The sequence below is a fragment of the Nonomuraea sp. B5E05 genome (assembly GCF_039880665.1).
Lineage (GTDB): Bacteria > Actinomycetota > Actinomycetes > Streptosporangiales > Streptosporangiaceae > Nonomuraea.
Map to the genome: position 1 here is coordinate 14,410 of NZ_JBDPMJ010000034.1, position 23,472 is coordinate 37,881.

The window sequence follows — 23,472 nt, forward strand, 5'->3', positions numbered from 1 at the left end:
TCAAGAGAATGGAGCATCGCGCCTGTTCGCAGGGCATGTACCGGGTGAGCAAACAACGACATGTCGTCAAAACGACACCCGGAGGGGTCAGGCGCACTCGGTGTTGCGCGGCGGGAGCCTGCGCGTGGTCACGTACGCGCTGACGTGGTCGATGACGCAGGCGTTCGCCATCGCGGCGAAGAGGTTGTGCCCAGGGCCGTCAAATTTGATCATCCGGCTGCCCTTGACCTGCTCGACCACCCGTGACGTCGGCGCAAAGTCCAGCCACGTCCCGGCCCCCAGCATCGGCGGCAACTTCCGGGGCAGCGGCTTCGGCGGGTTGGCGACCGGCGCGGGCCAGCCCGCGCAGGTGAGCGGGGCGTGCCAGATCAGCGGGAACGTCGCCCCCGTGCTGGGAGCGACCTTCCGCAGGCGCTCGACCGTGCGCGCCAGCTTCCGCTGGCTCTCCGGCCTGGGGAAGTCGAGGCACTCCTTCACGCCGCCGCCCATGAGAGCGGGGTACGGTTCCCGCCCGCCCGGCGCGAACCCCGAGGCGTCGCCGCCCTCCGCCGCCTTGATGGCCGCCAGCAGGGCGTCCCACTCGGCGGGGCCGCGCTTTCCCTTCTGGGTGGCGAGAAAGCGCAGCTGCGTGCCGTCGTAGCGGGCCTTCACCTTCGGCGCGGAGATCGGCTCCTTGTCGGCTCTGGCCACCAGCTCTCGCCAGCGCCGCTCCGTGCCCTTGGGCGCCCAGGCGAAGAACCGGTCCATCAGCCGCTCGTTGTCGCGGGCGATGGCGGTCAGCTCGCGCTCCCAGTTCCGGGCACTGTGGTTGCCGGTGCCGTCGACGTACATGGTCCGCACCCGCTCGGGGAACTGCCGGGCGTACGCCTGGGCGATGGTGCCCCCGTACGAGGTGCCGATGAAGTTCATCGAGTCCTCGCCGAGTGCCCGCCGGATGGCCTCGGCGTCGCGGGCGTCGCTCGCGGAGTCCATGTGGTCGAAGAGCTCGGGATCCGTGTTCCGGCACCGGTCGCCTCTGGCCTTGTTCGCGGCGGCGAGTTTGTCCAGCCCAGCCTGGTCGTCGGGGAAGGCGGGGGTGCGCAGCGGGCTCCAGTCGCACTGGAGCACCGGCTTGCCGAGCCCGGGGTAGCCGCGCGGGTCCCACGTCACGACGTCCATCGACTTCCGGATCTTGGCGAAGATCTTCCCCCAGGACCGCATGATGGCGATCTGGTCCCCCTGCGGGCCGCCGAAGTTGATCATTACGGTGCCCTTCTTCTCGCCGGTGGCGGGCAGCCGGGCCACCTTCAGGGTGAGCTTCCTGTCGCTGCCGGGGGCGATCGCGACGGGCAGGTCCGCGCATTGGAGCTCGGACTCGGTGTCCCCCGGGCAGGCGACCCACTGGAGGTCCTGCGCGGCCGGGGCGGGTGTGGTGAGCACGGTGAGTGCCAGCAGAGTTCGGATCACGCCGGCACGCTACGAACCGTACGGCCCGCCCGTCTGCCGCCGGAAGTCGCTGGAGGTTGTTCTCCAAAGTTGACGTAAGCCGATGAGTAGGGTGAGGCGTATGGCCTGGGTTGTGGCGGTCGCGGCCGCCGATACGGCGCTGTTGTGGCTGGACAGGGCGGAGGGCTGGGCGCTGGCCGCTTACGCCGTGGTGACGGCCCTCGCCATGGCGGCGTCCCCGCGCAGGCCGCTCGCCGCGTTCCTGGTCGCACTGACCCTGGCCCTGCAGACCGGCGGCTCGTACGCCCTGCTCGTCTGCACCGGCTACCAGGCCGGACACCGTATGTCCGCGCGGCGGGACATGATCGTGGCGTCCCTCGCGACCGTCGCCCACCTGGGGGTGCTCCTGATGATCGCGCAGCGTGCCTCGCTCGCGGCCGAGCCGTTCGTGGTGCTGGCCCGCGTCGTGGTCCTGACCGCACTGCCGGTGCTGGCCGGTCGCTACCTCGCCCAGCAACGCGAGCACCAGCGCAGGGAACGGGAGCTCACCGCAGAGCGCGAGCGGCTGCGCGAGCGGCTGCGCATCGCCCGCGACATGCACGACTCGCTCGGCCACCTCCTCGGCCTGGTCTCCGTGCAGGCGGCCGCGCTGGAGGTCGCCGCTCTGCCCGCCGAGCAGCGCGGCGCCGTACGCAGCCTGGCGGGCACGGCCCGTACGGCCATGGCGGAGCTGCACGAGGTGGTCGGCGCGCTGCGCCACGCGGACCGGCCGGGCGTCGAGGGCATCGACGAGCTCGTGGCCAGGGCCGCGGCAGCGGGGCTCACGGTGACGGTCGAGCGGTCCGGCTCGGCCGCGCCGCTCGCGGAGCCGGACGCCGGGCACGCCGCCCACCGGGTCGTCCAGGAAGGGCTGACCAACGCGGCCAGGCACGCGCCCGGCGCGCCGATCCGCGTGTCGCTCGACTGGCAGCCCGACGCCCTCTTGGTCAGCGTGGCCAACCCGGCCGTCACCCGCACCGGGCAGGCGACGTCGGGCGGCGCCGGGCTGGCCGGGCTGGCCGAGCGGGTGCGCGCGGCGGGCGGGCTGCTGCGGGTGCACGCGGAGCCGCATGAGTTCCGGTTGGTCGCGATGTTGCCGCTGGCCCAGGACGCGGTGGGGGCGCCGGCGTGATCAGGGTGCTGATCGCCGACGACGAGCCGCTCATCACGGCCGGCATCCGCGCCGTTCTGGAGTCGGCGGGCGACATCGAGGTGGTGGCGTGCGCGGGCGACGGGCGTGCGGCGGTGCTCGCCGCCCGCCGCCTGAACGTGGACGTGGCGCTGCTCGACATCGCGATGCCGGTGCTCGACGGGCTGGCCGCGGCGGCGGAATTGGGGGAGACGCGGGTGGTGATGCTGACCGCGTTCGGCGACGAGGAGAACGTACGGCTTGCGCTCCAGCGGAACGTTTCCGGATTTATCCTCAAAAATTGTGAGCCGGCGGAATTGATTAGAGCCGTGCGTGCCGCGCACGCGGGACAGGCGTACCTCTCGCCCGAGGTGACGCGGCACGTGCTGGGCATGGTCGCGTTCGGCGCGGGCGAGCGCGGTCGCGACGCCGAGCGGCGGCTCGCCGCGCTCACCCCGCGCGAGCTCGACGTGCTCCGGCAGGTGGCGGAAGGGCTGTCCAACGCCGAGGTCGGCAGGCGTGTCCACATGAGCGAGGCGACGGTCAAGACCTACGTGAGCCGCATCCTGACCAAGCTCGGCTGCGCGAACCGCGTCCAGGCGGCGCTGCTGCTCCGCGACGCCGCCTCCTGATGTTTCATCTGCCGAACGGCCCTTTCGGCAATTTCGAGAGGCATTTTCGGCAAGCTTTCTTTTCGCCGGGGTAAGGGCGGAAAAAGGCCGGTCACGCGTCCATCGCGCCTCGGGCCGAACCTGCTCCTCGCGTTGTGGCGAATCTGGCAGAGTTCACCCATGGCCTTCGATCACAATGATCACTATCACGGGATGCTCCTCAGCCTGGTCCCCCGTGAGAGCCGCACCGCGCTCGACGTCGGATGCGGCACAGGACGCTTCGCGCGGCGGCTCGCGGAGCTGGGCATGGAGGTCGACGCCGTCGACCCGTCGGCACGCGTGATCGAAACCGCCGTCGCGGCGTCGCAGGATCGTGGCGGGCCGCGTTTCCGCCGCGCCGACATCACGGAGACGCCGCTGCCCAAAGACCACTACGACTACATCTCGTGCCTGGCGAGCATCCACCACGTGCCCTTCGGCACCGTCGCCACGCTGCGCGACGCGCTCGCCCCCGGTGGCGTGCTGGCCATTCTGGGCTGCTACCGCGAGTCGACCCCCGCCGACCTGGCCTGGAGCCTGGCCGCCGTCCCGGTGAACGCGGCGGCCAGGCTCGCCATGGCCGGCCGGGGCGAGCCGTCCCCCGCGCCGGTCGCGCACCCCCAGATGACGCTGGCGGAGATCCAGCAGGAGGCGGGCGTCCTGCTGCCCGGCTTCCGCCTGCGGCGGCTGCTGTTCTGGAGATACCTGCTCGCCTACCGCAAACCCTGACGCGGCAGGGCCAGGGGGACGAGCGCGTCGGCCATGAGGTCACCCGGTCGAACTCCTCGAAGGCGGCCGGCCGAGGACACCCCTCACACGCGCAGGACGGTGACCTGGCGGCCGGACGGGGTGGTCGCCAGGTCGAAGCCGCCGCGTTCCTTCCAGGGTGGGGCTTCGGGGCGGCGGTCGAAGATGACCAGGACGCCGGTGGGCAGGGTGAGGCGGTCGAGGTAGCGGTCGAGCTGGGCCAGGCCCTCGGGCTTCGGGTCGTCCGCGCCTGGCCGCCACACCTTCAGTTCCATGGCTTCGCGTTGCATCAGTCGCCCGCCGTCGGGGCCGGGGTAGGGCCAGCGTACGAGTACGTCGAGACGTTTGGTGCCGGCGGCGTATTCGCGGTCGAGGTGGCCGCCGCCGTTGACCAGGCGGTGCACGAAGGCCATGAGGATGATCTGGCAGGCGGCCTCGTGGTAGCCCTCCTGCTGGATGAGGACCTCGCCGTGCTCGCGCCAGAACACGACGAACTCCTCCAGCAGGCGTGGCAGGTCGAACCGGCCGTCGGGGAGCACGAAGCTGTGCGGGTCGGCGCGTACGAACCGCTCGGTGCGGTCGCCCAGCACCCGGAGCAGGACCTCCCGGTAGATGGGGTTGGCGAGCTCCAGGTCTCTGGTCCCCCGGATGAGGCCAAGGTCGTGCACGTAGGAGGCGGCATGGTCGAAGGCGACGTCCGTGCCTGGCGACGTGCCGGCCACGATCGGTTCGATCACTTGCTTGACCCGGGGGTCGTGCAGCCGGGCCACGAGGGAGTCCAGGTGGGTGGCGCGCGCCCGGATCAGCCGCTCCTTGGCGTCGTCCACCTGGCCGGTGGTGATGGTGCCGGTCACCTTCATCTTGAAGGTGATCTCGTGGGCGAGGGCGTTGACCAGCCAGGGTTGTCCCTGGGTCAGCTCGAAGACCCGGTCGACGGCGTCCTTGGTGAACTCCTGGCCGGTCGCCTGGGTGTGCTGGTCGTAGAGTTCGGCGATCTGGTCGGCGGTGAAGTCGTCCAGGCGCAGTGAGTCAGCGAGGATGTTGAACGGGCTGGCCGGGCTGAATCGTGTGGGGTGGCCGCCGGAGGCGACCTTGTAGTCGCGCAGGTCGCGCAACCCGCACAGCACCACCGACGCAGGGAACGGATAGCCATCTGGCCGTATGTTGTGACCGTCGCGGAGCTGGCTGAGGATGCTGGCCAGGCTGTCGCCCTGCAGCGCGTCGATCTCGTCGAGGAACAGCACCACCCGGCGCGGGCAGCGGCTGCACCACGCGCTCAGCGCCTCACCGAACTGGGTTCTCACCGGATTCTGCGGCCAGGGGTCCGGCGGCAGCAGGTCCTCGGGCCACCCCGACAAGTCGGCGGCCCTGCGCAGGGACTTCAGCAGGATCGTCTCCGCGGCGCCGATGTCATCGCCGGCGGTCCCGGCGCGCTCGCAGGAGAACGACAGAGCGGCGATGTCGCCCTCGGCGGTCAGATCGGAGGCGAGGGTGCGCAGCATGGTCGTCTTCCCCGTCTGCCGGGGCGCGTGCAGCACGAAGTAGCGGTCCATCTCGATGAGCGTCCGCGCCTCGGGCAGCCGTGGTGCGGGGGGCAGCATGTAGTGGAGCTGCGGCTCGCAGGGGCCGGTGGTGTTGAAATATCTCGCTCGGGGTGTTGGCACGGTCACATTCTGCCAGCATGGCGAGCTGCGGACACGAAGGCCCGGATCCGGGAGCTGGAAATGGAGCGCGACATCCTGCGCCGGGTGGCGACCTCACGACGCGCGCAGTACACGATCCAATGGGGCGGAAGCCGCCACACGATCTGAGAGCCTCCGGGCTGGGCGAGGCAACGGCGAAGTGATACGACAGAACGGTGAGCGCCGCAGGGCGGCCCGGGCGGCGGTGTGATTCGTTGCGTGGCGAAGTGGTTGGGATGATGTCATCACCAGCATCACTTTCCGACTCGGTGTCCTTCTGGCAGGCCCGTTCGGGGTGGCTACCTGGAAAGGCCGAGGTGGTGGTCATCGGGGGCGGGCTGCTCGGCGTCAGTACCGCGTACTGGTTGGCCGAGGCCGGGCTGGATCCGCTGCTGCTGGAAGCGGGCGTTCCCGGTGCCGGCGCGAGTGGGCGTAACGCCGGCTTCGTGGGGCCGGGTCTGGCCATGCCATATCAGCAGGCCGTCGCGATGCTCGGACGTACTCAGGCCCGCGAGGTGCACCGCTCGACCATCGGCAATGTCGCGCTGGTACGCCAACTGGTGGCCAAGGAAGACATTGACTGCGAACTGTCGGCCGACGGCCAGCTCAGCCTCGCGCTCGGGCAGGCGCAAGGGAACGCCGCCCGCAAGCGGGCCGAGCTTCTCACGGCTGACGGGTTCCCGATCGACGTCGTGGAGCGGGAGGAACTCGGCCGATTCATCGGTACGCCGGTCGCCGCGCATGTCAGCGGTGGGCTGTACAAGCCGGACGCAGTGTCGGTCAATCCGATGCGGCTGGTTGCCGGGCTGGCACAGGCCGCCCGGCGGCGTGGTGCTCAGATCATGAGCGGTGTCCAGGTACGGTCGATCGCCCGCAACCATGGCCGGATCCAACTGCAGACCAGCGCCGGACCGTTGAGCTGCGCGGCGGCTGTCGTCGCAGTGAACGCCTGGACCCCCGCACTGGTGCCGCAGGCGGCTGGGCTGGTCACTCCGGCGCGGGCCCAGATGCTCGCTTACGCGCCCGCCGCACCGGTGTTCCGGGTGCCGACCGGCGGTTCGGTAAGCCCGACCGGCGAATACTGGCGGCAAACCGCCGACGGTCAGATCATCATCGGCGGTCGCCGCGACCTCGACGTCGGCTTCGCCACCACCGCACAAACCCCGACCAATGAGGTGCAGGCGGCCGTCGAGCGGGTCCTGCCCGGCCTGTTTCCCGAACTAGACCTGCCGCCTGTCACCACCCGCTGGGCCGGGGCGATGGCCCGCACCCCCGATCAGATGCCCATCGCCGGCTCGGTACCCGATGTGCCCAGTGCCTGGTTCGCAGTGGGCTGCAACGGGCACGGACTCGCCTTCGCCGCCTTCCTCGGGTACGCACTGGCCCAGGCGGTCATCGACCGCCACATCCCCGACGTGCTGGAACCCTTCTCACCCACCCGCCCCACACTCAATGGTCCGGAACACCGATTCTCCGAGTGAACTAAGGCGCCTTGGGTCAGGTTCCGGCTGCGGGGTCCGATGGCGGTTCGGTGCTCCTAGCGTGGAGCGCAAGGCCGCCACCGTTCGCGGCCGGATCGGGACATGTCACTAAGGCTCGTGGAGCCTCCCTGTCGAAACTCAGCACCCCTTCTCGTTCTGCTCACGCGCGGAGCTCGCACGACCGTCGCCACCAAGGCTCGCCTACCGCGAACCCTGGCGCGGCAGGGCCAGGAGGACGAGCGCGTCGGCCAGGAGGAGGGTCTGCCGCTCGCAGCTCGTCTCGTCCGACGTCTCCGCGAACTCGAAGACCAGGCCGTCCATCCGGTGGATGAGGAACCGGGCCAGCTCGGGCACCGGCACGGCCGTGCGCAGGCCGTCCCGCTCCGCCGCGGCGGTCAGGGCGGAGTCGATGAGGTCACCGCCGAGCTGGGCGTTGACCTCGGCCCACACGTCCCGGCCGGGGAGGACCGCCTCCTTGTTGCGGATGGCCCACATGAGCAGCTCCATCAGCGCGAGATGCAGCCCGTGGTGGTCGCGGATCCACCGCCAGTACGTCGCCACGACCTCGCGCACGGTCACCTCGAACCCGGCCCCCCGGTCGAGCTCCTCGAAGGCGGCCAGCATCGTGGCGCGGCCGCGCCCGAGGATGAGCAGGTTGAGCTCGTCCTTGTTGCGGAAGCAGTAGTGCAGGGTGCCGAGCGGCACCCCCGCCTGCTCCGCGATGCGGCGGGTGGTCGCGCGGGCCAGGCCCTCGGTGGCGATCACGCGGACGGCGGCGTCGACGATGACGCGCCGCCGTTCGTCGGCGGACACGTACGTCATCGCGGCGCCCCGCTGAACGCGGCCGGGAAGGTGGTCATGTCTCGCTGAACGCGGCCGCAGATCGTCATGGTGCCTCGATGAAGGCGCGCAGGAGCGCGAAGAACCGTTCGCCCTCCGTGTCGGCGATGAAGTGGCCCGACTTCTCGAAGATCTCCAGCCGTGCCCCTGCGGGCAGGCCGGTCATGATCTCCCGCGCCGAGGCGAGTGGTGTGATCGGATCGCGCGCGCCCGCCGCCACCAGCGCCGGGCAGCGGACGTCGCGGAGCTCGCCCCGCAGGTCGAACCGCTCCCGCGACATGAACCTCATCGTCAGCTCCGGGTTGGGGATCATCCGCATCATCGCCTGGATGTCCTCGAAGGAGGGAAAGGCCGGATCCGGGCTGTAGGACGGCGCGCACAACCGCCCGAACTCCGCGAACGTCTCAGGCGTGCCTTCCGTGAGGAACGCCTTGGCCGCCAGCGCCGCCGCCTCGCCCGCCTCCGCGCGGAACCCCTCGACGACCTGGTCGACGTCCATGCGGGCCATCGTGCTCTGCAGGATCAGCTTCGCGGGATGATCGGGATGCTTGGCGGCGTAGTGCATGGCGACGATGCCGCCGAATGACCAGCCGAGCACGATCGGCTTGGTGATGCCGAGAGCGTCGCACAGGGCGGGGATGTCGTCGGCCCACTGGTCGAGGTGCCAGGTGGAAGGGTCGGAGTCCTGGCTGCGGCCGTTGCCGCGCTGGTCGACGTAGACGATCTGGACGAGGTCGGCCAGCCGCCCGTACGCCGGTTTGAAGATCGAGTGGTCGTGGCCCGGGCCGCCGTGCAGCAGGAGAAGTGTGGGCTTGTCTCGCATCGTGTCACCGTCGGGCACGAGGGCGGGGCCCTCGACGTCCACGAACAACGACGTGCCGTTCACCGTGACGCGCATGGAGGCTTCCTCTCCGCAAATGTTGGTCTCGTGACCAAGTCATGTGACCAACATAGCCGGTTCGGGTTGGATATGGGGTCATGGACCTTCTTCTCGACCTGCTGCGTACGGCCGGATTCGACGCGGTGGCGGCGGAGGCCGCTCAGGGCGGGGTGGTGGCGCTGGCCGGGCTGGCGACCCTGCGCGACGGCTCCCGCGTGTTCGCCAAGACGTTGCGCGCCGACGTCCCCGACCTGTTCGAGGTCGAGGCGGAGGGGTTGCGCGTGCTGCGTGCCATGGGCGGCGTCACCACTCCCGAGGTGCTGGCGGTCACGCCCCGCCTGCTCGTGCTGGAGCCGTTACCGCCGCGCCGCGACGACGACGCACGCTTCTGGGAAGAGCTGGCCCGTGCCGTCGCCCACCTGCACACCACCACGCGGAGCGACCGGTTCGGCTGGCACCGGGACGGCTGGCTCGGGCGCCTGCGGCAGGACAACACATGGGACACCGACGGGCACGCCTTCTTCGCGCGGCGCCGGATCCTGCGCTGGCTCCCGGAACCACTCGTGGAAGCCGCCTTCGACGCCGCCGAACGGCGCGCGCTCGAACGCCTCTGCGCCGCCCTGCCCGACCTGCTGCCACCACGGCCGCCGGTGCTGACGCACGGCGACCTGTGGCGCGAGAACATCCTCTCCGGCCGGACCGGCGGCCCGGCGCTGATCGACCCGGCCGTCTCCTACAGCTGGGCGGAGGCCGACCTCAGCATGTTGTGGTGCTCGCCGCGCCCGCCCGCCTCCGACCGTTTCTTCGAGGTGTACGCGGACGCGGCGGGTCTCGACGGCGGCTGGCGGGACCGCCTGCCCCTGTTCCACCTGCGGGAGCTGCTGAGCAGCATCGCGCACGACGACCACGCCGCCGAGTGCGCCGAGGCCGTGCGCGAGATCATCGCGCCGTTCGCCTAGCGGCGGCTCACTTCGCCGGCCGCTGGACCGTCGAGACCAGCAGGAGGAGGAGCGCGCTCTGGGCCAGCATGCCGGGCGCGAGCGGCGGCGCGTTGCCGACCGACTTCGTCAGCGCCGACCACCACTGGGCGAGCGGCGACAGCGAGTCCCACGCGGGGTCCATCGCGCCCATGCCGTGGTTGACGGACACGTGGGTGAACACTCCGTACGCCGCCGCGACCAGCACGATCAGGGCGAGCGCCCGGACCACGGTGAGCGTGCCGGGGGAGTCGCGGAGCGCGACCAGCACCAGCGCGACCGTCAGCAGCGCCAGCGTCACCCACGGGATCAGCTGCGTCGGGCTGCCCCAGTGGCGTTCGAAGGCGAGCTCGGCCGCCGCGCCCGCGATGCCGATCGCGACCAGGGCGAGCAGGCCGAGCCTGAGCAGCGAAGGGCCGGCGGGGGCACGCCGGCGGCGGGCCGACTGCACAGTGGTGTCTTCGGCGGGGGTGGAGGTCATACGGGACACCGTCCGATGCGAAGGAGGTCTTCGGTCGACTCCAAAACTCTCCAGGCATCCTGGGAGGAAAATGGATGGTTTCTGAAGATCTGGTGAGAAAACGCCGCTGCACCAGCCGATCGGTACGGCGGCCCGCCGTACCGATCTCCGGTGGTCCTACATGTTGATCATGTGTCCGGCCAGGCCGTGCACGGCTTCCTTGACCGCCTCGCCGAGCGTCGGGTGCGCGTGCACGTTGCGCGCGACCTCGTGCACCGTCAGGTCCCACTGCTGGGCCAGGGTCAGCTCGGGCAGCAGTTCGGTGACGTCGGGCCCGATCAGGTGGGCGCCGATCAGCTCGCCGTGCGTGTTGTCACTGATGATCTTGACGAAGCCGGCGCTGTCGCCAAGCCCGTGCGCCTTGCCGTTGGCCGTGAACGGGAACTTCGCCACCTTCACGTCGTAACCCAGCTCGCGCGCCTGCGCCTCGGTGTAGCCGAAGCTCGCGACCTGCGGCTGGCAGTAGGTCGCCCGCGGGATCATCACGTAGTCGAGCTCCATGGTCTCGGCGTCGCCGATCGTCTCGGCCGCGATGATGCCCATGGACTCCGCGGCGTGCGCCAGCATGAGCTTGGCGGTGACGTCGCCGATGGCGAAGATGTGCGGCACGTTGGTCCGGCAGCGACCGTCGACGGCGATCGCCCCCCGGTCGGTCAGCGCCACGCCCGTCTTCTCCAAGCCGTAGCCGTCGACGCGCGGCTGGAAACCGATGGCCTGCAGGACCTTGTCGGCCTCGAGCACCTGCGTCTGGTCGCCCTTGGTGACGGTGACCTTGACGGAGGAGCCGGTGTCCTCGATGCCGTCGACGCGGGTGGAGGTCATCACCTCGATGCCGAGCCGCTTGTAGCGCTTGGCCAGCTCGGCCGACACCTCCTCGTCCTCCAGCGGCACGACCCGGTCGAGGAACTCCACGATCGTCACCTTGACGCCGTAGTTGTGCAGCACGTACGCGAACTCCACCCCGATCGCGCCGGCGCCCGCGATGATGATGCTGCCCGGCAGGTTCTCGGTGAGGATCTGCTCTTCGTACGTCACCACGCGCTCCGACAGCTGCGTGCCCGGGATGAGCCTGGTGGTGGCCCCGGCCGCGATGATGCAGTGGGAGAACGTGATCGTCTCGCCGTTCACCTGGAGGGTGTTGGCGTCCAGGAACGTGCCCCGGCCGTCGTACTCCGTGATGCCGTTCTTCTTCATCAGGTAGTGGACGCCCTTGACCCGCCCGTCCGCCACCTTGCGGCTGCGCTGGAAGGCCGCGCCGAAGTCGAAGCTGACCTCGCCGCTGATGCCGAAGGTCTTGGCCTCGTGGTTGAAGATGTGGGCGAGCTCCGCGTTGCGCAGCAGCGCCTTGGAGGGGATGCAGCCCACGTTCAGGCAGACGCCACCCCAGTATTTCTCCTCGACGACCGCGGTCCGCAGTCCGAGCTGGGCGGCGCGGACGGCGGCCGTATATCCTCCTGGACCCGCGCCGAGAACGACGACGTCATAGTGAGTGCTCATGAGTCGGACCATACCGTCCGGCCGCCGTCACCCCACACGTCAGACCTCCACGTTGTACGGCAGAGCGAGCTCGTCAGCGGGAACTCCGCGAATGCCCCAGTTGACCTTGGGCATCTCGATGATGGTGATCTCGACGTCTTCGGGATCATAGCCGGATTTCGCGTAGATCTCCCGGATCAGCGCCCGCTTGGCGTCGTCGCTGCGGCCGGTGAAGCAGACCACCTCGATGATGAGGTAGCGCTCGCTCCGCTGCGGGCAGACGAAGTCGTCGGCGTCCAGCAGCACGAACCGGTGGAACCTCTTCTCCTCGGGCAACCCCCAGGCGCTCACCAGACACGACTGCACCAGGTCCGACACCTCACGCTGCCGGCCCGCCCACACGTCCCTGCGCCCATAGACCTTCACCTGTGCCATGGGGGCCAATATAGAAGGCGTGATCCGCATACTCCTCGCCGACGACGAGGCCATGATCAGAGCGGGCGTCCGGGCGATCCTCGCCTCCGACCCGTCGCTCGAGGTGGTGGCCGAGGCCGCCGACGGCAGGCAGGCCGTCGACCTGGCCATCAGCCACCGGCCCGACGTGGCGCTGCTCGACATCCGCATGCCCAGGCTCGACGGGCTGGCGGCCGCGGCCGAGCTGCGCAGGGCCGCGCCGGGCGTGGCCGTGGTGATGCTGACCACATTCGGGGAGGACGACTACATCGCCAAGGCACTCGACGTGGGAGCCGGCGGGTTCCTGCTCAAGTCGGGAGACCCGCGCGAGCTGATCGCCGGGATCCACGCGGTCGCCGAGGGGGCCGCGTACCTGTCGCCCAAGGTCGCCCATCGGGTGATCACTCAGCTGTCGGGCGGCCGGATGGCCAGGGGCGCCGAGGCGCGTGACCGCGTCGCGAGCCTCACCGACCGCGAGCGGGAGGTGCTCGCCCTGCTCGGCGCCGGCCTGTCCAACGCGGAGATCGCCCGCAGGCTGCACATCGTGGAGGGCACGGTGAAGGCGTACGTCAGCGCCATCCTCACCCGGCTCGACGTGCGCAACCGGGTGCAGGCCGCGATCATCGCCTACGAGGCCGGGTTGGTAGCCTGACCCGTGATGTATCGCCTCGTGTTCACGCAGGTCTTGCGACGTTTCGACGCCGAGGCCGTGCACCACTTCACTGTGAGCGCCCTCGCGCTCCTCGCGCGGCTGCCGCTGCTCAAGCGGCTGCTGCACCGGGCGTTCGCGCCGCACGACCCGGCCCTGCGGGTGACGGCGTTCGGGGTGCACTTCCCCGGCCCGCTCGGGCTGGCCGCCGGATTCGACAAGGACGCCGCGTGCGCCGAGGGCATCGCCGCGCTCGGCTTCGGGCACGTCGAGGTCGGCACCATCACCGCCCACGGCCAGCCGGGCAACCCCAGGCCGCGCCTGTTCAGGCTCGTGCGGGAGCGGGCGGTGATCAACCGGATGGGCTTCAACAACGCCGGCGCGGCGGCCGCGGCCCGCAGATTGCGCCGCCCGCGCGGCGTCCCGGTCGTGATCGGGGTGAACATCGGCAAGACCAAGGTGGTGCCCGAGTCCGAGGCGGTGGCCGACTACGTCACAGCCGCCAAGGAGCTCGCCCCCATGGCCGACTACCTGGTGGTCAACGTCAGCTCGCCCAACACCCCCGGCCTGCGCAACCTGCAGGCGGTCGCCCTGCTGCGGCCGCTGCTGACCGCGGTCAAGGAGGTCGCCGACAGCACGCCGCGCCGCACGCCGCTGCTGGTGAAGATCGCGCCCGACCTCGCCGACGAGGACGTCGACGCGGTCGCCGACCTGGCGGTGGAGCTCGGCCTCGACGGGATCATCGCGACCAACACCACGATCAGGCACGGCGGCGAGACCGGCGGGCTGTCCGGGCGCCCGCTCAAGGCCCGCTCGCTGGAGGTGCTGCGGCGGCTGCGGGCCAGGGTGGGCGACCGCCTCACGCTGGTCTCGGCGGGCGGCGTGGAGGACGCCGACGACGTCTGGGAGCGGCTCCTGGCCGGGGCGACGCTGGTGCAGGGCTACACCGGCTGGATCTACGGCGGCCCGCTGTGGGCCTCGCGCATCCACCGGCAGCTCTCCCGCCGGGTGCGCCGCCACGGCATGACGTCGATCGCCGACGCGATCGGCCGCACCGCCCGAGACTAGGCTGTGACGGTGATTCCAGAGGTGCCCCTCACAGACGGTGTCGTCCTGCGCCCGGCCGCCGAACGCGACGCCGAGGCCCTGCTTCACGCCTACGTCCGCAACAGCGAGCATCTGCGCCGGTGGGAGCCCCGGCGGCCGGCCGAGTTCCTCACCCTGCCGGGCCAGGTCCACCGGCTCAAAGACCTGCTCGCGCAGCAGGCGCAGGGCCGGGCGATGCCGTGGCTGCTCGCCGACGGCGAGCGCGTCGTGGGCCGCATGACGCTCAGCAACATCGTGCGCGGCCCGTGGCTCAGCGCCGACCTCGGCTACTGGATCGACGCCGGCTGCACAGGACGCGGCCTGGCCACCCGGGCGGTGCTGGAGGTGTGCCGGATGGCCGACCAGAACCTCGGCCTGCACCGGATCGCGGCGGGCACCCTGCTCGACAACGTGGCTTCGCAGAGCGTGCTCCGCAAGGCCGGTTTCGAGCTCTACGGCACCGCGCCGCGCTACCTGGAGATCGACGGGCACTGGCAGGACCACCGGCTCTTCCAGCGCATCCTCAACGACCGCCCGGCCCTCTGACCGGCGGCCCGGCGAGCCCGTCCCGGAAGCGCCCGCCCGGCCTTCGCCGGCGGATCAGGGAAACGCCCGCCCTGCCCTTCTCCTGCGGTCCTGAGAGCGCCCGGCCGGTTCACAGGCTGGGCCGGGTCGACTCCGGGTCGTGCGTCATGGCCTCGATGCGGGTCATCCGCTCGGACATGGGCATCTCGCTCGGCCGGTGCGGGCGCCGCCGCTGCCACGGGTGCGGCCCCGCGAGCGGTCGATACTCCACCCCGATGGCGTCGAGCCGGCCCAGGTGCCGCCCCAGGCGCTCCGTGAAGCCCTCGGCGGCCGAGCCCGACCAGGCCACTTCGGCGAGCGCGCAGGCCCGCGGCCAGAGCTTGTAGTCGACCGTGCGGGCATCGGGCACGCGCTCGCTCCAGAGTTGCGCCTGCGCGCCCACGACGCGGGCGCGCTCGTCGTCCGTCCAGTCGTCAGGCGCCGGGCGGAAGGCGGCGACGTCCTCAAGGGCGATGGTGTCGCCGATGGATCTCGGCTCGTCGGGGGAGCCGGACTCCGCGTAGTCGAAATAGAGCGGGAACACCGGCGTCGCGATCACGTCGTGCCCCGCGGCGGCGGCACGACGGCCCACGCCCATGCCCCGCCACGGCATGACGATCGTGTCCTGGCGCAGCCCGCCGCCGACGAACGCCTCGTCCCACACCACGGTCCGCGCCCCTCGCTCGGCCAGCACGTCGGCCAGCCGCCGCAGGAACCACGCCTGCAACTCGACGGACGTGGACAGGCCCAGGGAGTCGCGGTAGGCGGCGATCTCCGCGGAGGCGGTCCAGTGGTCGAGCACCACCTCGTCGCCGCCGATGTGCACGTAGGGGGTCTCGCCCAGCGCGCCGATCAGCTCGTCGAAGATCGTGGTGAGGAACTCGACGGTCGGCGGCAGCGGCGACAGGATCGCGGGGGAGATGCCCCACCGGTCGAGCACGTCGTAGCGCTCGCCGGTGGCCCCCAGCGACGGGTAGGCGGCCAGGATCGCCGAGGCGTGCCCCGGCACGTCGATCTCGGGCACGATAGTGACGTACCTGGCGCGGGCGTAGGCGCCGATCTCCGCCAGGTCGTCGAGCGTGTAGTAGCCGCCGTGCGGCACGTCGTCGTACGCGGCCGGTTCGCCATGGGCGTGGACCGCCGTGCGCGGCCGGTGCGAGGAGACCTCGTGCAGCAGCGGGTAGGCCCGGCTCTCCACCCGCCACCCCTGGTCGTCGACCAGGTGCAGGTGGAGCCGGTTGAGCTTGTGCACCGCCATCAGGTCGATCAGGCGCAGGAGCTCCCGCTTGGGGAAGAAGTGCCTTGCCACGTCGAGGTGCAGCCCGCGCCAGGAGAAGCGCGGCGCGTCCTCGATCCGCACCCCTGGGACGTTCCACGACGCCTGCTCGGAGAACCGGTAGGAGGCGTCCGGCAGCAACTGGTGCAGCGACTGGGCCGCGTAGAACGCGCCCGCCCGCCCGCCGGCCACGATCTCGACACCCCTGGACCCGGTGGTCAGCCGGTAGGCCTCCGCACCGAGCGCGGCGTCCTGCCGGACGTCGATCTCACCCGAGTCGCCCGGCCGCAGATCGAGCAGGGGAAGGGCGAGGCGGACGGCGTCGGCCAGGTCGCCGGACACCGTGGCGCCTGAGGCCAGCTCGAAGGAGACGGAAAGATCACGGTGCAGCGTAGGGTGAGGAATCATGCTTTGAGATAGTGCTGCAATCCGTTGGCCAGCGCCAGAGCGATCTTCTGCCGGAACTTCGGGCGCCGGAACTTGGCGGCCTCGGCGGCGTTGCGCATGTTGCCGCACTCGACGAAGATCTTCGGCACCTTCGACAGGTTGAGCCCGCCGAGGTCGCTTCGGTAGTCGAGCGCCTTCCTGCCGATGTAGGTGGAGTAGGGCAGACCGGTGCCCTTGGCGAAGGCGTCACGCACCGCGATGCCGAGCCTGCTCGAATCGTCCACGACCTTGTCGACCGGGCCGTTGATCTTCTTGGGCATGATCACGTGGAAGCCGTGGTTGGCCGGCCCCGCCCCGTCGGCGTGCACGGAGATCGCGGCGTCCGCCTCCGCCTTGTTGCCGATGGCGGCGCGCCGGGTGATGCAGGGGCCGACGCCGTCGTTGCTCGACCTGGTCAGCTTGACCGTGGCGCCGCGCCTTTCGAGGATCTTGACCATCCGGGTGGACACGTCCCAGGTGAACGCGGCCTCGCTGTAGCCGTCGTTGGTGGCGGTGCCGGTGGTGTCGCAGGCCTTCCTCTTGGTCAGCACATCGACCTGGCGGTTGATGGTCTTGGGGGCGCGGTAGTTGCCGCCGTTGTGGCCCGGGTCGATGACGATGACCGTCCCGTCGAGCGGCCGCGCCTCCTGCGCCCGCTCGGCGCTTCCAGCGGTGCCCGCGGGCCCCGCGGTCTCGGCCGGATCTAAGGTTTTGGGCGCCGAGGAGGACGCCTGCTCCTCTGTGCTCGTGGTGGCGGCCTGACCTGCCGCGGCGTCACCGGTGCCGGTGGCGCCACACGCGGAGGCGATCAGGCCGCAGACGGCGAGGACCGTGAGGGGAAGAGCGCGCATGCCGTCCAACTTACGTGAACCCGAAGATCAGGACGGCTCATATGCCGAGTGCGGTGCGTCCTCGCCGGACGTGCTGTGCTCCTACCAGACGCGCTCGCCGACCTCCTGCCGTTCGAGCAGGGCGGCCAGCTCCCGCGCGTCCTCGGCGTCGAGGCCGAGAACGACGCGGGGACGGCCCCACGGATGGTCGAGAGAGTGGGCGACGTAGCTGGCGACCGACTCGGCGGTGGCGTCGGCGCCCCGCCCCCGGCCCGCTCGCCAGTGGCCCCAGGCGCGTTCGAGCTCCGCCGCGGCGCGCTGGGCGCAGGACACCAGTTCCGGATCACGCATGACTGTTCCCCCGGATCAGACCGTGACCGGACCGAACCGGCCACTCTTAGCATGACCCTGACGAGTAAACCGGCGCGTCATCGCGCCGCCACGCGGCTTGACCCAGGTTTGGGCAACAGGAAACCTGCCGCGGCGCAGCGTTGCCGTGCAGGTTTCCCGTTCGCCTCAGGCGGGCCCCGTGCTCCGTCGCACGATCAGTTCCGAGCGCACCTCACGCAGGCGGGAGCCCTTGGCGGGGTCCCCGATGCGGTCGCTGAGCAGCGCCGCCGCCGACCTGCCCATGGCACGGCGGGGCTGGTCGACCGAGGTGAGGGAGATGTGGCGGGAGGCCGCGAGGTGCGTGTTGTCGTAGCCGACCACCGACAGGTCGTCGGGCACGCGCAGGCCGAGGTCGCCGGCGGCCGACAGCACGCCGAGCGCGGCCGCGTCGCTGGCCGCGAAGATCGCCGTCGGCCTGGGGTCACGGGTCAGCAGGGCGAGCGCCGCCTCCCTGCCGCTGTCCTCGGTCGCGTCCGCGGCCTCGACCATGATGTACGGGGCCAGCGAGTGCCTGCGCATCGCCACGAGGTAGCCCTCGCAGCGCGACGAGCGGGGCCCCTCGATGTGCGCGATCCGCTTGTGGCCGAGCTCGACCAGGTGGTCGATGGCCAGGCGGGCGCCGAGCTGGTCGTCGTCGACCACGATGTCGACGCCGTCGAGCTCGATGTCACGTTCCCCTACGACGACCGTGGGCGTGTAGGAGGTGGCCTCGATCAGCGTCTCGCTGGTCGGAGCGATGCCCAGCAGGACCAGCCCGTCGACTCTGAGCTCGAGGAAGGCCTCCACGGCCTCGTCCTCGAACGCCGGATCCCACTGGCTGTTCCCGATCAGCATGCGCAGGCCGTCGCCGTGCAGGCTCTCCTGCAGTCCGTCGAGGAACTCGGCGTAGAAGGGGTTGTGCAGGTTGGCGACGAGCGCCCCCACCAGGTGGGTACGCCCTTCGACCAGGCTTCGTGCGACCGCGTTCGGCCGGTAGCCGAGCTCTCGTGCGGCCTGCAGCACGGCCTGGCGCCGGTGCTCGCTCACGTGCGGAGATCCGCGCAGCACGAGTGAGACCAGCGATTTCGAGACGCCGGCTCGTTCGGCGACGTTGCGGATGGTGGGTCTGGGCCGAGGCAGGGTGTCTACCTCTCTGAGCTCGGCGATGGATGAGGTGTTGACGGGCGGTCCTGACATGTGTCTCCCCCGCGATGCGGATATGGGCACCTGTCTGACCAAACGATCGAGTTAGCCGCAGGGTACGGCTTCCGTTACAGAGAGCCCGATATTCGCCGAACAGCGGCCACCTTCGGCTGGGGCACAGGTCGGATACTGTGCAGATGTGACACCAGGTAAGTCAGCCGAGAAGGCACGCCCGGCTCGGCGCAGGCTCAGCGTCGACCGGCGTCGCGAGGAGCTCATGGCGGCGGCTCTGGAGCTGTTCAGCACGCGCGACGCGGAAGACGTCTCGATCGACGACGTGGCGTCGGCGGCGGGGGCTTCGCGGGCCCTGGTCTACCACTATTTCGGCGGCAAGCAGGAGCTCTACGTGGCCGCGCTGAGGAGCGCGGCGGAGCAGCTGGAGTCCAGGCTGCGGCCGCATGAGGGCGGCAGGCCGCTCGACGAGCTGGCCTCCGGGCTCAAACGTTATTTCGACTTCGTCGAGGAGCACGCGGCCGGGTTCGCCGCGCTCCTGCGCGGCGGTCCCGCCAACAGGGCGGGCGAGGTGGGCGAGATCGTCGACGGCGTGCGCCGGCGCCTCTTCCGCCTCATCCAGAAGCAGATGCGCGTCGAGGAGCCCAGCCCGGTGCTGCGCACGACCCTGAGGTCGTGGATCGCCTCCGTGGAGACGGCCGGCCTCGACTGGCTGGAGCACCGCGACGTGGAACGATCGACGCTCGAGAAGATGCTGGTCGATCACATGGTCGCGCTGCTCGGCGTCGCCGCGAGGTATGACGGCGACGTCGCCGGCCTGCTGGAGCGGCTGGCGTAAGAGCGGGAGGCGGAAGCCGGGAAGGATGGCGCCGGGCGGGCGGCGCCAACTTCCCATGCGACGTCACGTCGTCACACGGTGGACCGGGCTTCGTTGCGCGCCTGGCCCACCCTCAACCCCCCTGAGGTCCGTGACGACCCTCTCGGCTACTCCGAGCGCTGCTGCGGGATCCCCGCGAGCAGTGCGCGGACCTCGGTCTCCCGGTAACGCCGATGACCGCCGAGGGTACGAATCGACGTCAACTTGCCCGCCTTGGCCCACCGCGTAACGGTCTTGGGGTCGACCCTGAACATGGTCGCGACCTCAGCGGGCGTGAGCAGCGGCTCGGCCTCGGGTGTACGAGCTGACATTTGTGCGGCCTCTCCTCCGTGTGGACCGGCTTAGCGATCCTGTGACTGCCTTTGCGCGTGTCACGGATGTCCCCCTATGGCGCAGAGCGTGCGGCTTTTCTGAGCCATATGCGGCATCACCCGATGTGACCATACCGCCACGCAGAGCGATTGGCGAGCCCTTCTTTGACCCAACTGCCCGCCCCCGTGGCCATGTCACGCTCGGTGATTCTAGCGACACGGTTCGTGGTATCGCAGTGAAAACGGCAAACTACTCAGTTCGCAGAAGAGAGCAGCCGCGAGACGTGACCTACTCATGCAGGTCAGACGGCCGTATTGGGGTTCAGTTGGCAGATTCCAGTTGTTGCATTGACTTCCACCGCAGGATGACCCTCTGGTACATGGCGTAGGCAAGTTCTTCTTGACCCGTGTCCAGGCCCGTGAGGGCGGCGGACAGCTCGGCGACCGACTGGTCGGCCTGCAGCGCGTCGTCGTCCATGAGGTGCACGAGGCCGCCGTAGTCGAGCTCGATCAGCGAGTGCGGGTGGAACTCCTCCAGCCACCTGGCGATGTCCTCGACCTCGAAGTTGGAGGCCACGTCGCCGAGGTGCCGGCGCAGCACGTTGAGCGCCCGCGCCGCCCGCCGCCTGGCCTGCGCCATGGAGGTGACATAGATGAGGTTACGGCCCGTAGCCGTCGTCACGTCCTGCCCCGGGGCGGCGGAGCCGAGCACCAGCCAGCGCTCGTTGCCGTCGAACGGCACGAACCAGGCCGGTGGTACGTGCCACGTCGTGGTGCGGATGTGCGTGCGCAGCGCGGACGACCCCGCTTTACGCTTGTAGCGATCAAAGTCGTCGGCCGTCTGCTCGGCGATCGCCTTGGGCACGAGACGGTCCATCAGCTTCGCCGGCGTGGCGCCGCGCAGCCTTGAGAACGCCAGCCACGAGCGCAGGCGGGTCTGCCATGGGCAAACGTACAGACGGTCCTCAACGCGCCGCAGGTAGGCGTTGGGGCTCTCCTGGGAGGGAACGGGCTGAGGGGGCATGCCGAGCAGGCGCATGACCGACTCGCCGTGCTCCGCGTTGAGCGCGTTCGCGCGCCGCGGACGGTCGCGTGAGTCGGCGTAGTCGGCCCACACCTTGCGCTCGGGCTCGGCGAACGCGGTCAGTGGCTCATAGACGCGGAGGTAGGCGGCATAGGGCAGCACGGAGGCATCGTGTCACGAAGCGACCCTGCGCGCACTGTCGAGACTAGGCTATGAGGCGATCTCCGCCGCGAAGGTGCGGTGGACCGGACAGGGAGTCACTACCGTGACCGACGTCTTCGGAGCGTCCCACAAGGACGTGCATGAGCAGGTCGTCTTCTGCGCCGACGAGCAGAGCGGCCTGCGTGCCATCATCGCCATCCACAACACGGCGCTGGGCCCGGCGCTGGGAGGCACCCGCTTCTATCCGTACGAGAACGAGCAGGCGGCGCTGGCCGACGTGCTCAACCTCGCCAGGGGCATGTCCTACAAGAACGCGCTGGCCGGCCTCGACCTGGGCGGCGGCAAGGCCGTCATCATCGGCGACCCGGCGCGCGACAAGAGCGAGGCGCTGCTGCGCGCCTACGGCAGGTTCGTCGAGTCGATCGGCGGACGCTACATCACCGCCTGCGACGTGGGCACCTACAGCGAGGACATGGACGTCATCGCCCGTGAGTCGCGCCATGTGACGGGCCGCACGCCGGCCCACGGCGGGGCCGGCGACTCGTCCATCCTGACGGCCTTCGGCGTGTTCCAGGGCATGCGGGCCTCGGCCGAGCGCGTCTACGGCACTCCGTCGCTCCATGGCAAGAGAGTCGGCGTCGAAGGGGTGGGCAAGGTGGGCCACCGCCTGGTCGAGCTCCTGCGCGAAGACGGCGCCGAGGTGGTGATCTGCGACGTCGCCCCCAAGGCGGTCGAACGCGTGCGCGCGCGCCGCCCCGAGGTCGACGTGGTGGCCGACGCCCGGGCCATGGCGCGCTCCGACATCGACGTCTTCGCGCCCTGCGCGCTGGGCGGGGTGCTGGACGACGAGATGGTCGCGGAGCTCCGCGCGAAGATCGTCTGCGGGGCGGCCAACAACCAGCTCGCGCACTCCGGCGTGGAGAAGCAACTCGCCGAACGTGAGATCCTGTACGCGCCCGACTACGTCGTCAACTCGGGCGGCGTCATCCAGGTCGCCGACGAGATCGAGGGCTTCGACATGGAGCGGGCCCGATCCAAGGCCACGCAGATCTATGACACGACATTGAAAATTTTCGCGATAGCGGCCGACGAGGGCGTCCCTCCCGCGGTCGCAGCAGATAGGCTGGCGGAGCGCAGAATGTCGGAAGTCGGGCGGCTACGAGCCATTTGGCTGGGCGACTGACGCCCCGCGCCCATACGACGTACCGAGCTGGGCACAAAACAGGTACGGTAATAGGCGAACGATAGGCTGACGCCCGGAGTCAGGCGGCGTCAGTGTGTGGTGCGTTAGCGACGAGGGGTCGGGGACGACCCCACACGAGGGGGTCGAGCCAATGGGGCGCGGCCGAGCAAAGGCCAAGCAGGTCAAGGTTGCTCGCCAGCTGAAGTACAACAGCGGTGGCACGGATCTTGACCGTCTTCGCGACGAACTCGGGGTCGGAGACTCCAGCCGCAGTGACGACGCCGACGACCTCAACGATGAGCTGGCGGATCGCTATGCCGATTACGCCGATGACTATGGCGCAGGAGACGACGACGACGGCCGTGCCGGCCGCCGATAGCCGTTCTTCTGGGTGACGTGGCGCAGGGTCCGGCGTACGCGCCGGATCCTCGCTCGCACTCGTCGGGCCCCACGGGTAACCGTGGGGCTTTCGTCATGTAGGCCCGCTTTCCCGTGGCCGGCTCATCAAGCGGCCCGGCCAAGATCGGGCCTCCCCGCGCGCTCGCGTGACCAGGCCCGCCCTTTCGGAATGGAGCACGAGGTCGCTCCGATGGCGTGCGTCCCGTGTGCCCGGTCGGGCGCGATCACCCGGAACCTGTACGGGTGCGAGGCGGACGCTCTCAGTGGCTAATGTGTTAACGGCGAGGTCCTACCATTAGGCGCATGGAACTGCTGACAGGCGAGCCCCTCGCACTCGACCTGGTCAACACGGGCGTCCGCACCCCGTCGGGCGGCGACCACGACGCCCTGGCGACCGCGGAGGGTCTTCATGCCTGGCTCGCCGAGCAGGCCGGCCGGCTGACCGTCCCCGAGACCACGCTCGGCCCCGACGATCCGGCCGCCGTCCGCGACCTGCGCGGCCACGTGGAGCGGGCCCTGGAGGCGGCGCGCCAGGCCGCACCACCGCCGCCCGAGGCGATCGACGCGCTCAACCGGGCACTTCGCGTCGCGCCCGCGTATCCCTGCCTGGAGGTGCGGGGCACGGTGCTGCGGCGCGGCACGGCGCGCGACGGCACGCCGCTCGACCGCCTCCTGACCGAGCTGGCCGAGGCCGCCGTGGCCCTGCTCACCGACCCCGACGTGGGCAAGGTGCGCGGCTGCGAAGGGCCGGGATGTCACCTGCTCTTCCTCCCGGCCCACCCGCGACGTCGCTGGTGCTCGCCCGACCTGTGCGGCAACCGCGTCCGCGTGGCCCGCTATTACCGGCGGCACAAGTGACCGG

25 protein-coding genes are annotated in these 23,472 nt (G+C 70.4%); 12 read left to right on the top strand and 13 right to left on the bottom strand.

Annotated features, from left to right (window positions below; translation table 11 throughout):
• Positions 1-87 precede the first annotated feature (87 nt).
• The gene (locus ABGB01_RS39730; protein WP_347778956.1) at positions 88-1,446 is read right to left on the bottom strand and encodes an alpha/beta fold hydrolase; all 1,359 of its coding nucleotides are present in this window, start codon (positions 1,444-1,446) and stop codon (positions 88-90) included.
• Positions 1,447-1,546: 100 nt separating this feature from the next.
• On the opposite strand from ABGB01_RS39730, the gene ABGB01_RS39735 reads away from it, so the two are divergent.
• From ABGB01_RS39735 to ABGB01_RS39745, 3 genes are all read left to right on the top strand, one after another.
• Positions 1,547-2,596 (top strand): histidine kinase, encoded by a 1,050-nt coding sequence (locus tag ABGB01_RS39735; protein ID WP_347778957.1) that lies wholly within the window; start codon positions 1,547-1,549, stop codon positions 2,594-2,596.
• The gene (locus ABGB01_RS39740) at positions 2,593-3,225 is read left to right on the top strand and encodes a response regulator transcription factor (RefSeq protein ID WP_347778959.1); all 633 of its coding nucleotides are present in this window, start codon (positions 2,593-2,595) and stop codon (positions 3,223-3,225) included. The genes ABGB01_RS39735 and ABGB01_RS39740 overlap by 4 nt, the downstream gene beginning before the upstream one ends.
• Positions 3,226-3,384: 159 nt before the next feature.
• Positions 3,385-3,972, top strand: coding sequence for a class I SAM-dependent methyltransferase (locus tag ABGB01_RS39745; RefSeq protein WP_347778960.1), 588 nt, complete (start codon positions 3,385-3,387; stop codon positions 3,970-3,972).
• An 83-nt stretch (positions 3,973-4,055) separates the two neighbouring features.
• Here ABGB01_RS39745 and ABGB01_RS39750 read toward each other — a convergent pair whose 3' ends face one another.
• Positions 4,056-5,654 carry an AAA family ATPase gene (locus tag ABGB01_RS39750; protein WP_347778961.1) on the bottom strand — a complete coding sequence of 533 codons (1,599 nt, stop codon included), beginning with the start codon at positions 5,652-5,654 and terminating at the stop codon, positions 4,056-4,058.
• Positions 5,655-5,941: 287 nt separating this feature from the next.
• Here ABGB01_RS39750 and ABGB01_RS39755 point away from each other — a divergent pair, with 287 nt between their 5' ends.
• Complete coding sequence (locus tag ABGB01_RS39755) at positions 5,942-7,153, top strand: FAD-binding oxidoreductase (RefSeq protein WP_347619518.1); 1,212 nt, start codon at positions 5,942-5,944, stop codon at positions 7,151-7,153.
• A 201-nt stretch (positions 7,154-7,354) separates the two neighbouring features.
• Here ABGB01_RS39755 and ABGB01_RS39760 read toward each other — a convergent pair whose 3' ends face one another.
• A complete protein-coding gene (locus ABGB01_RS39760; protein WP_347778962.1) occupies positions 7,355-7,975 on the bottom strand; it encodes a TetR family transcriptional regulator in 621 nt (206 codons plus the stop codon).
• A 64-nt stretch (positions 7,976-8,039) separates the two neighbouring features.
• Positions 8,040-8,891 (bottom strand): alpha/beta hydrolase, encoded by an 852-nt coding sequence (locus ABGB01_RS39765; RefSeq protein ID WP_347778963.1) that lies wholly within the window; start codon positions 8,889-8,891, stop codon positions 8,040-8,042.
• An 80-nt stretch (positions 8,892-8,971) separates the two neighbouring features.
• Here ABGB01_RS39765 and ABGB01_RS39770 point away from each other — a divergent pair, with 80 nt between their 5' ends.
• Positions 8,972-9,832 carry a fructosamine kinase family protein gene (locus ABGB01_RS39770; protein WP_347778965.1) on the top strand — a complete coding sequence of 287 codons (861 nt, stop codon included), beginning with the start codon at positions 8,972-8,974 and terminating at the stop codon, positions 9,830-9,832.
• Between the two features lie 7 nt (positions 9,833-9,839).
• Here ABGB01_RS39770 and ABGB01_RS39775 read toward each other — a convergent pair whose 3' ends face one another.
• The 3 genes from ABGB01_RS39775 to ABGB01_RS39785 form a co-directional block, all read right to left on the bottom strand.
• A complete protein-coding gene (locus tag ABGB01_RS39775; RefSeq protein ID WP_347778966.1) occupies positions 9,840-10,331 on the bottom strand; it encodes a hypothetical protein in 492 nt (163 codons plus the stop codon).
• Between the two features lie 156 nt (positions 10,332-10,487).
• A complete protein-coding gene (gene lpdA, locus ABGB01_RS39780) occupies positions 10,488-11,867 on the bottom strand; it encodes a dihydrolipoyl dehydrogenase (protein WP_347619513.1) in 1,380 nt (459 codons plus the stop codon).
• Positions 11,868-11,906: 39 nt separating this feature from the next.
• Positions 11,907-12,281 carry a tautomerase family protein gene (locus ABGB01_RS39785; RefSeq protein ID WP_347778967.1) on the bottom strand — a complete coding sequence of 125 codons (375 nt, stop codon included), beginning with the start codon at positions 12,279-12,281 and terminating at the stop codon, positions 11,907-11,909.
• 19 nt (positions 12,282-12,300) lie between these two features.
• Here ABGB01_RS39785 and ABGB01_RS39790 point away from each other — a divergent pair, with 19 nt between their 5' ends.
• From ABGB01_RS39790 to ABGB01_RS39800, 3 genes are read left to right on the top strand one after another with little or no spacing between them, the layout of a single operon-like run.
• Complete coding sequence (locus ABGB01_RS39790; RefSeq protein ID WP_347778969.1) at positions 12,301-12,951, top strand: response regulator transcription factor; 651 nt, start codon at positions 12,301-12,303, stop codon at positions 12,949-12,951.
• Positions 12,952-12,957: 6 nt separating this feature from the next.
• Entirely contained in the window at positions 12,958-14,016 is a 1,059-nt protein-coding gene (locus ABGB01_RS39795; RefSeq protein ID WP_347778970.1) for a quinone-dependent dihydroorotate dehydrogenase, read from the top strand.
• Positions 14,017-14,037: 21 nt separating this feature from the next.
• A complete protein-coding gene (locus ABGB01_RS39800; protein WP_347778972.1) occupies positions 14,038-14,580 on the top strand; it encodes a GNAT family N-acetyltransferase in 543 nt (180 codons plus the stop codon).
• Between the two features lie 109 nt (positions 14,581-14,689).
• Here the strand turns inward: ABGB01_RS39800 and ABGB01_RS39805 are convergent, their stop codons facing one another.
• The 4 genes from ABGB01_RS39805 to ABGB01_RS39820 all read right to left on the bottom strand — a co-directional run bounded on the left by ABGB01_RS39805 (position 14,690) and on the right by ABGB01_RS39820 (position 18,696).
• Positions 14,690-16,282, bottom strand: coding sequence for a beta-N-acetylhexosaminidase (locus ABGB01_RS39805; protein ID WP_347778974.1), 1,593 nt, complete (start codon positions 16,280-16,282; stop codon positions 14,690-14,692).
• Positions 16,279-17,151 carry an N-acetylmuramoyl-L-alanine amidase gene (locus tag ABGB01_RS39810; RefSeq protein ID WP_347778976.1) on the bottom strand — a complete coding sequence of 291 codons (873 nt, stop codon included), beginning with the start codon at positions 17,149-17,151 and terminating at the stop codon, positions 16,279-16,281. Before ABGB01_RS39810 ends, ABGB01_RS39805 begins: the two co-directional genes overlap by 4 nt.
• Positions 17,152-17,232: 81 nt before the next feature.
• Positions 17,233-17,481, bottom strand: coding sequence for a hypothetical protein (locus ABGB01_RS39815; RefSeq protein ID WP_132594753.1), 249 nt, complete (start codon positions 17,479-17,481; stop codon positions 17,233-17,235).
• A 165-nt stretch (positions 17,482-17,646) separates the two neighbouring features.
• A complete protein-coding gene (locus ABGB01_RS39820; protein ID WP_347778978.1) occupies positions 17,647-18,696 on the bottom strand; it encodes a LacI family DNA-binding transcriptional regulator in 1,050 nt (349 codons plus the stop codon).
• 145 nt (positions 18,697-18,841) lie between these two features.
• On the opposite strand from ABGB01_RS39820, the gene ABGB01_RS39825 reads away from it, so the two are divergent.
• The gene (locus ABGB01_RS39825; RefSeq protein WP_347778980.1) at positions 18,842-19,492 is read left to right on the top strand and encodes a TetR/AcrR family transcriptional regulator; all 651 of its coding nucleotides are present in this window, start codon (positions 18,842-18,844) and stop codon (positions 19,490-19,492) included.
• A gap of 146 nt (positions 19,493-19,638) precedes the next feature.
• On the opposite strand, the gene bldC is transcribed toward ABGB01_RS39825, so the two are convergent.
• The gene (bldC, locus tag ABGB01_RS39830; RefSeq protein WP_013133571.1) at positions 19,639-19,842 is read right to left on the bottom strand and encodes a developmental transcriptional regulator BldC; all 204 of its coding nucleotides are present in this window, start codon (positions 19,840-19,842) and stop codon (positions 19,639-19,641) included.
• Between the two features lie 322 nt (positions 19,843-20,164).
• Complete coding sequence (locus ABGB01_RS39835; protein ID WP_347778984.1) at positions 20,165-21,028, bottom strand: hypothetical protein; 864 nt, start codon at positions 21,026-21,028, stop codon at positions 20,165-20,167.
• 103 nt (positions 21,029-21,131) lie between these two features.
• Between ABGB01_RS39835 and ABGB01_RS39840 the strand changes: the two genes are divergently transcribed.
• The 3 genes from ABGB01_RS39840 to ABGB01_RS39850 all read left to right on the top strand — a co-directional run bounded on the left by ABGB01_RS39840 (position 21,132) and on the right by ABGB01_RS39850 (position 23,468).
• Entirely contained in the window at positions 21,132-22,211 is a 1,080-nt protein-coding gene (locus tag ABGB01_RS39840; RefSeq protein WP_347778986.1) for a Glu/Leu/Phe/Val dehydrogenase dimerization domain-containing protein, read from the top strand.
• A 151-nt stretch (positions 22,212-22,362) separates the two neighbouring features.
• Positions 22,363-22,590 (top strand): DUF3073 domain-containing protein, encoded by a 228-nt coding sequence (locus tag ABGB01_RS39845; RefSeq protein WP_347778988.1) that lies wholly within the window; start codon positions 22,363-22,365, stop codon positions 22,588-22,590.
• 323 nt (positions 22,591-22,913) lie between these two features.
• A complete protein-coding gene (locus ABGB01_RS39850) occupies positions 22,914-23,468 on the top strand; it encodes an ABATE domain-containing protein (protein ID WP_347778990.1) in 555 nt (184 codons plus the stop codon).
• The last annotated feature ends 4 nt before the right edge of the window (positions 23,469-23,472 follow it).

Bases quoted from the DNA above. Each gene is read 5' to 3' on its own strand.
- ABGB01_RS39815 (WP_132594753.1), bottom strand. From the start codon at position 17,481: ATGCGTGATCCGGAACTGGTGTCCTGCGCCCAGCGCGCCGCGGCGGAG.
- ABGB01_RS39785 (WP_347778967.1), bottom strand. From the start codon at position 12,281: ATGGCACAGGTGAAGGTCTATGGGCGCAGGGACGTGTGGGCGGGCCGG.
- ABGB01_RS39820 (WP_347778978.1), bottom strand. From the start codon at position 18,696: ATGTCAGGACCGCCCGTCAACACCTCATCCATCGCCGAGCTCAGAGAG.
- ABGB01_RS39775 (WP_347778966.1), bottom strand. From the start codon at position 10,331: ATGACCTCCACCCCCGCCGAAGACACCACTGTGCAGTCGGCCCGCCGC.
- ABGB01_RS39845 (WP_347778988.1), top strand. From the start codon at position 22,363: ATGGGGCGCGGCCGAGCAAAGGCCAAGCAGGTCAAGGTTGCTCGCCAG.
- ABGB01_RS39745 (WP_347778960.1), top strand. From the start codon at position 3,385: ATGGCCTTCGATCACAATGATCACTATCACGGGATGCTCCTCAGCCTG.
- bldC (WP_013133571.1), bottom strand. From the start codon at position 19,842: ATGTCAGCTCGTACACCCGAGGCCGAGCCGCTGCTCACGCCCGCTGAG.
- ABGB01_RS39805 (WP_347778974.1), bottom strand. From the start codon at position 16,282: ATGATTCCTCACCCTACGCTGCACCGTGATCTTTCCGTCTCCTTCGAG.
- ABGB01_RS39850 (WP_347778990.1), top strand. From the start codon at position 22,914: ATGGAACTGCTGACAGGCGAGCCCCTCGCACTCGACCTGGTCAACACG.
- ABGB01_RS39770 (WP_347778965.1), top strand. From the start codon at position 8,972: ATGGACCTTCTTCTCGACCTGCTGCGTACGGCCGGATTCGACGCGGTG.
- ABGB01_RS39810 (WP_347778976.1), bottom strand. From the start codon at position 17,151: ATGCGCGCTCTTCCCCTCACGGTCCTCGCCGTCTGCGGCCTGATCGCC.
- ABGB01_RS39760 (WP_347778962.1), bottom strand. From the start codon at position 7,975: ATGACGTACGTGTCCGCCGACGAACGGCGGCGCGTCATCGTCGACGCC.
- ABGB01_RS39735 (WP_347778957.1), top strand. From the start codon at position 1,547: ATGGCCTGGGTTGTGGCGGTCGCGGCCGCCGATACGGCGCTGTTGTGG.
- ABGB01_RS39795 (WP_347778970.1), top strand. From the start codon at position 12,958: ATGTATCGCCTCGTGTTCACGCAGGTCTTGCGACGTTTCGACGCCGAG.
- lpdA (WP_347619513.1), bottom strand. From the start codon at position 11,867: ATGAGCACTCACTATGACGTCGTCGTTCTCGGCGCGGGTCCAGGAGGA.
- ABGB01_RS39765 (WP_347778963.1), bottom strand. From the start codon at position 8,891: ATGCGCGTCACGGTGAACGGCACGTCGTTGTTCGTGGACGTCGAGGGC.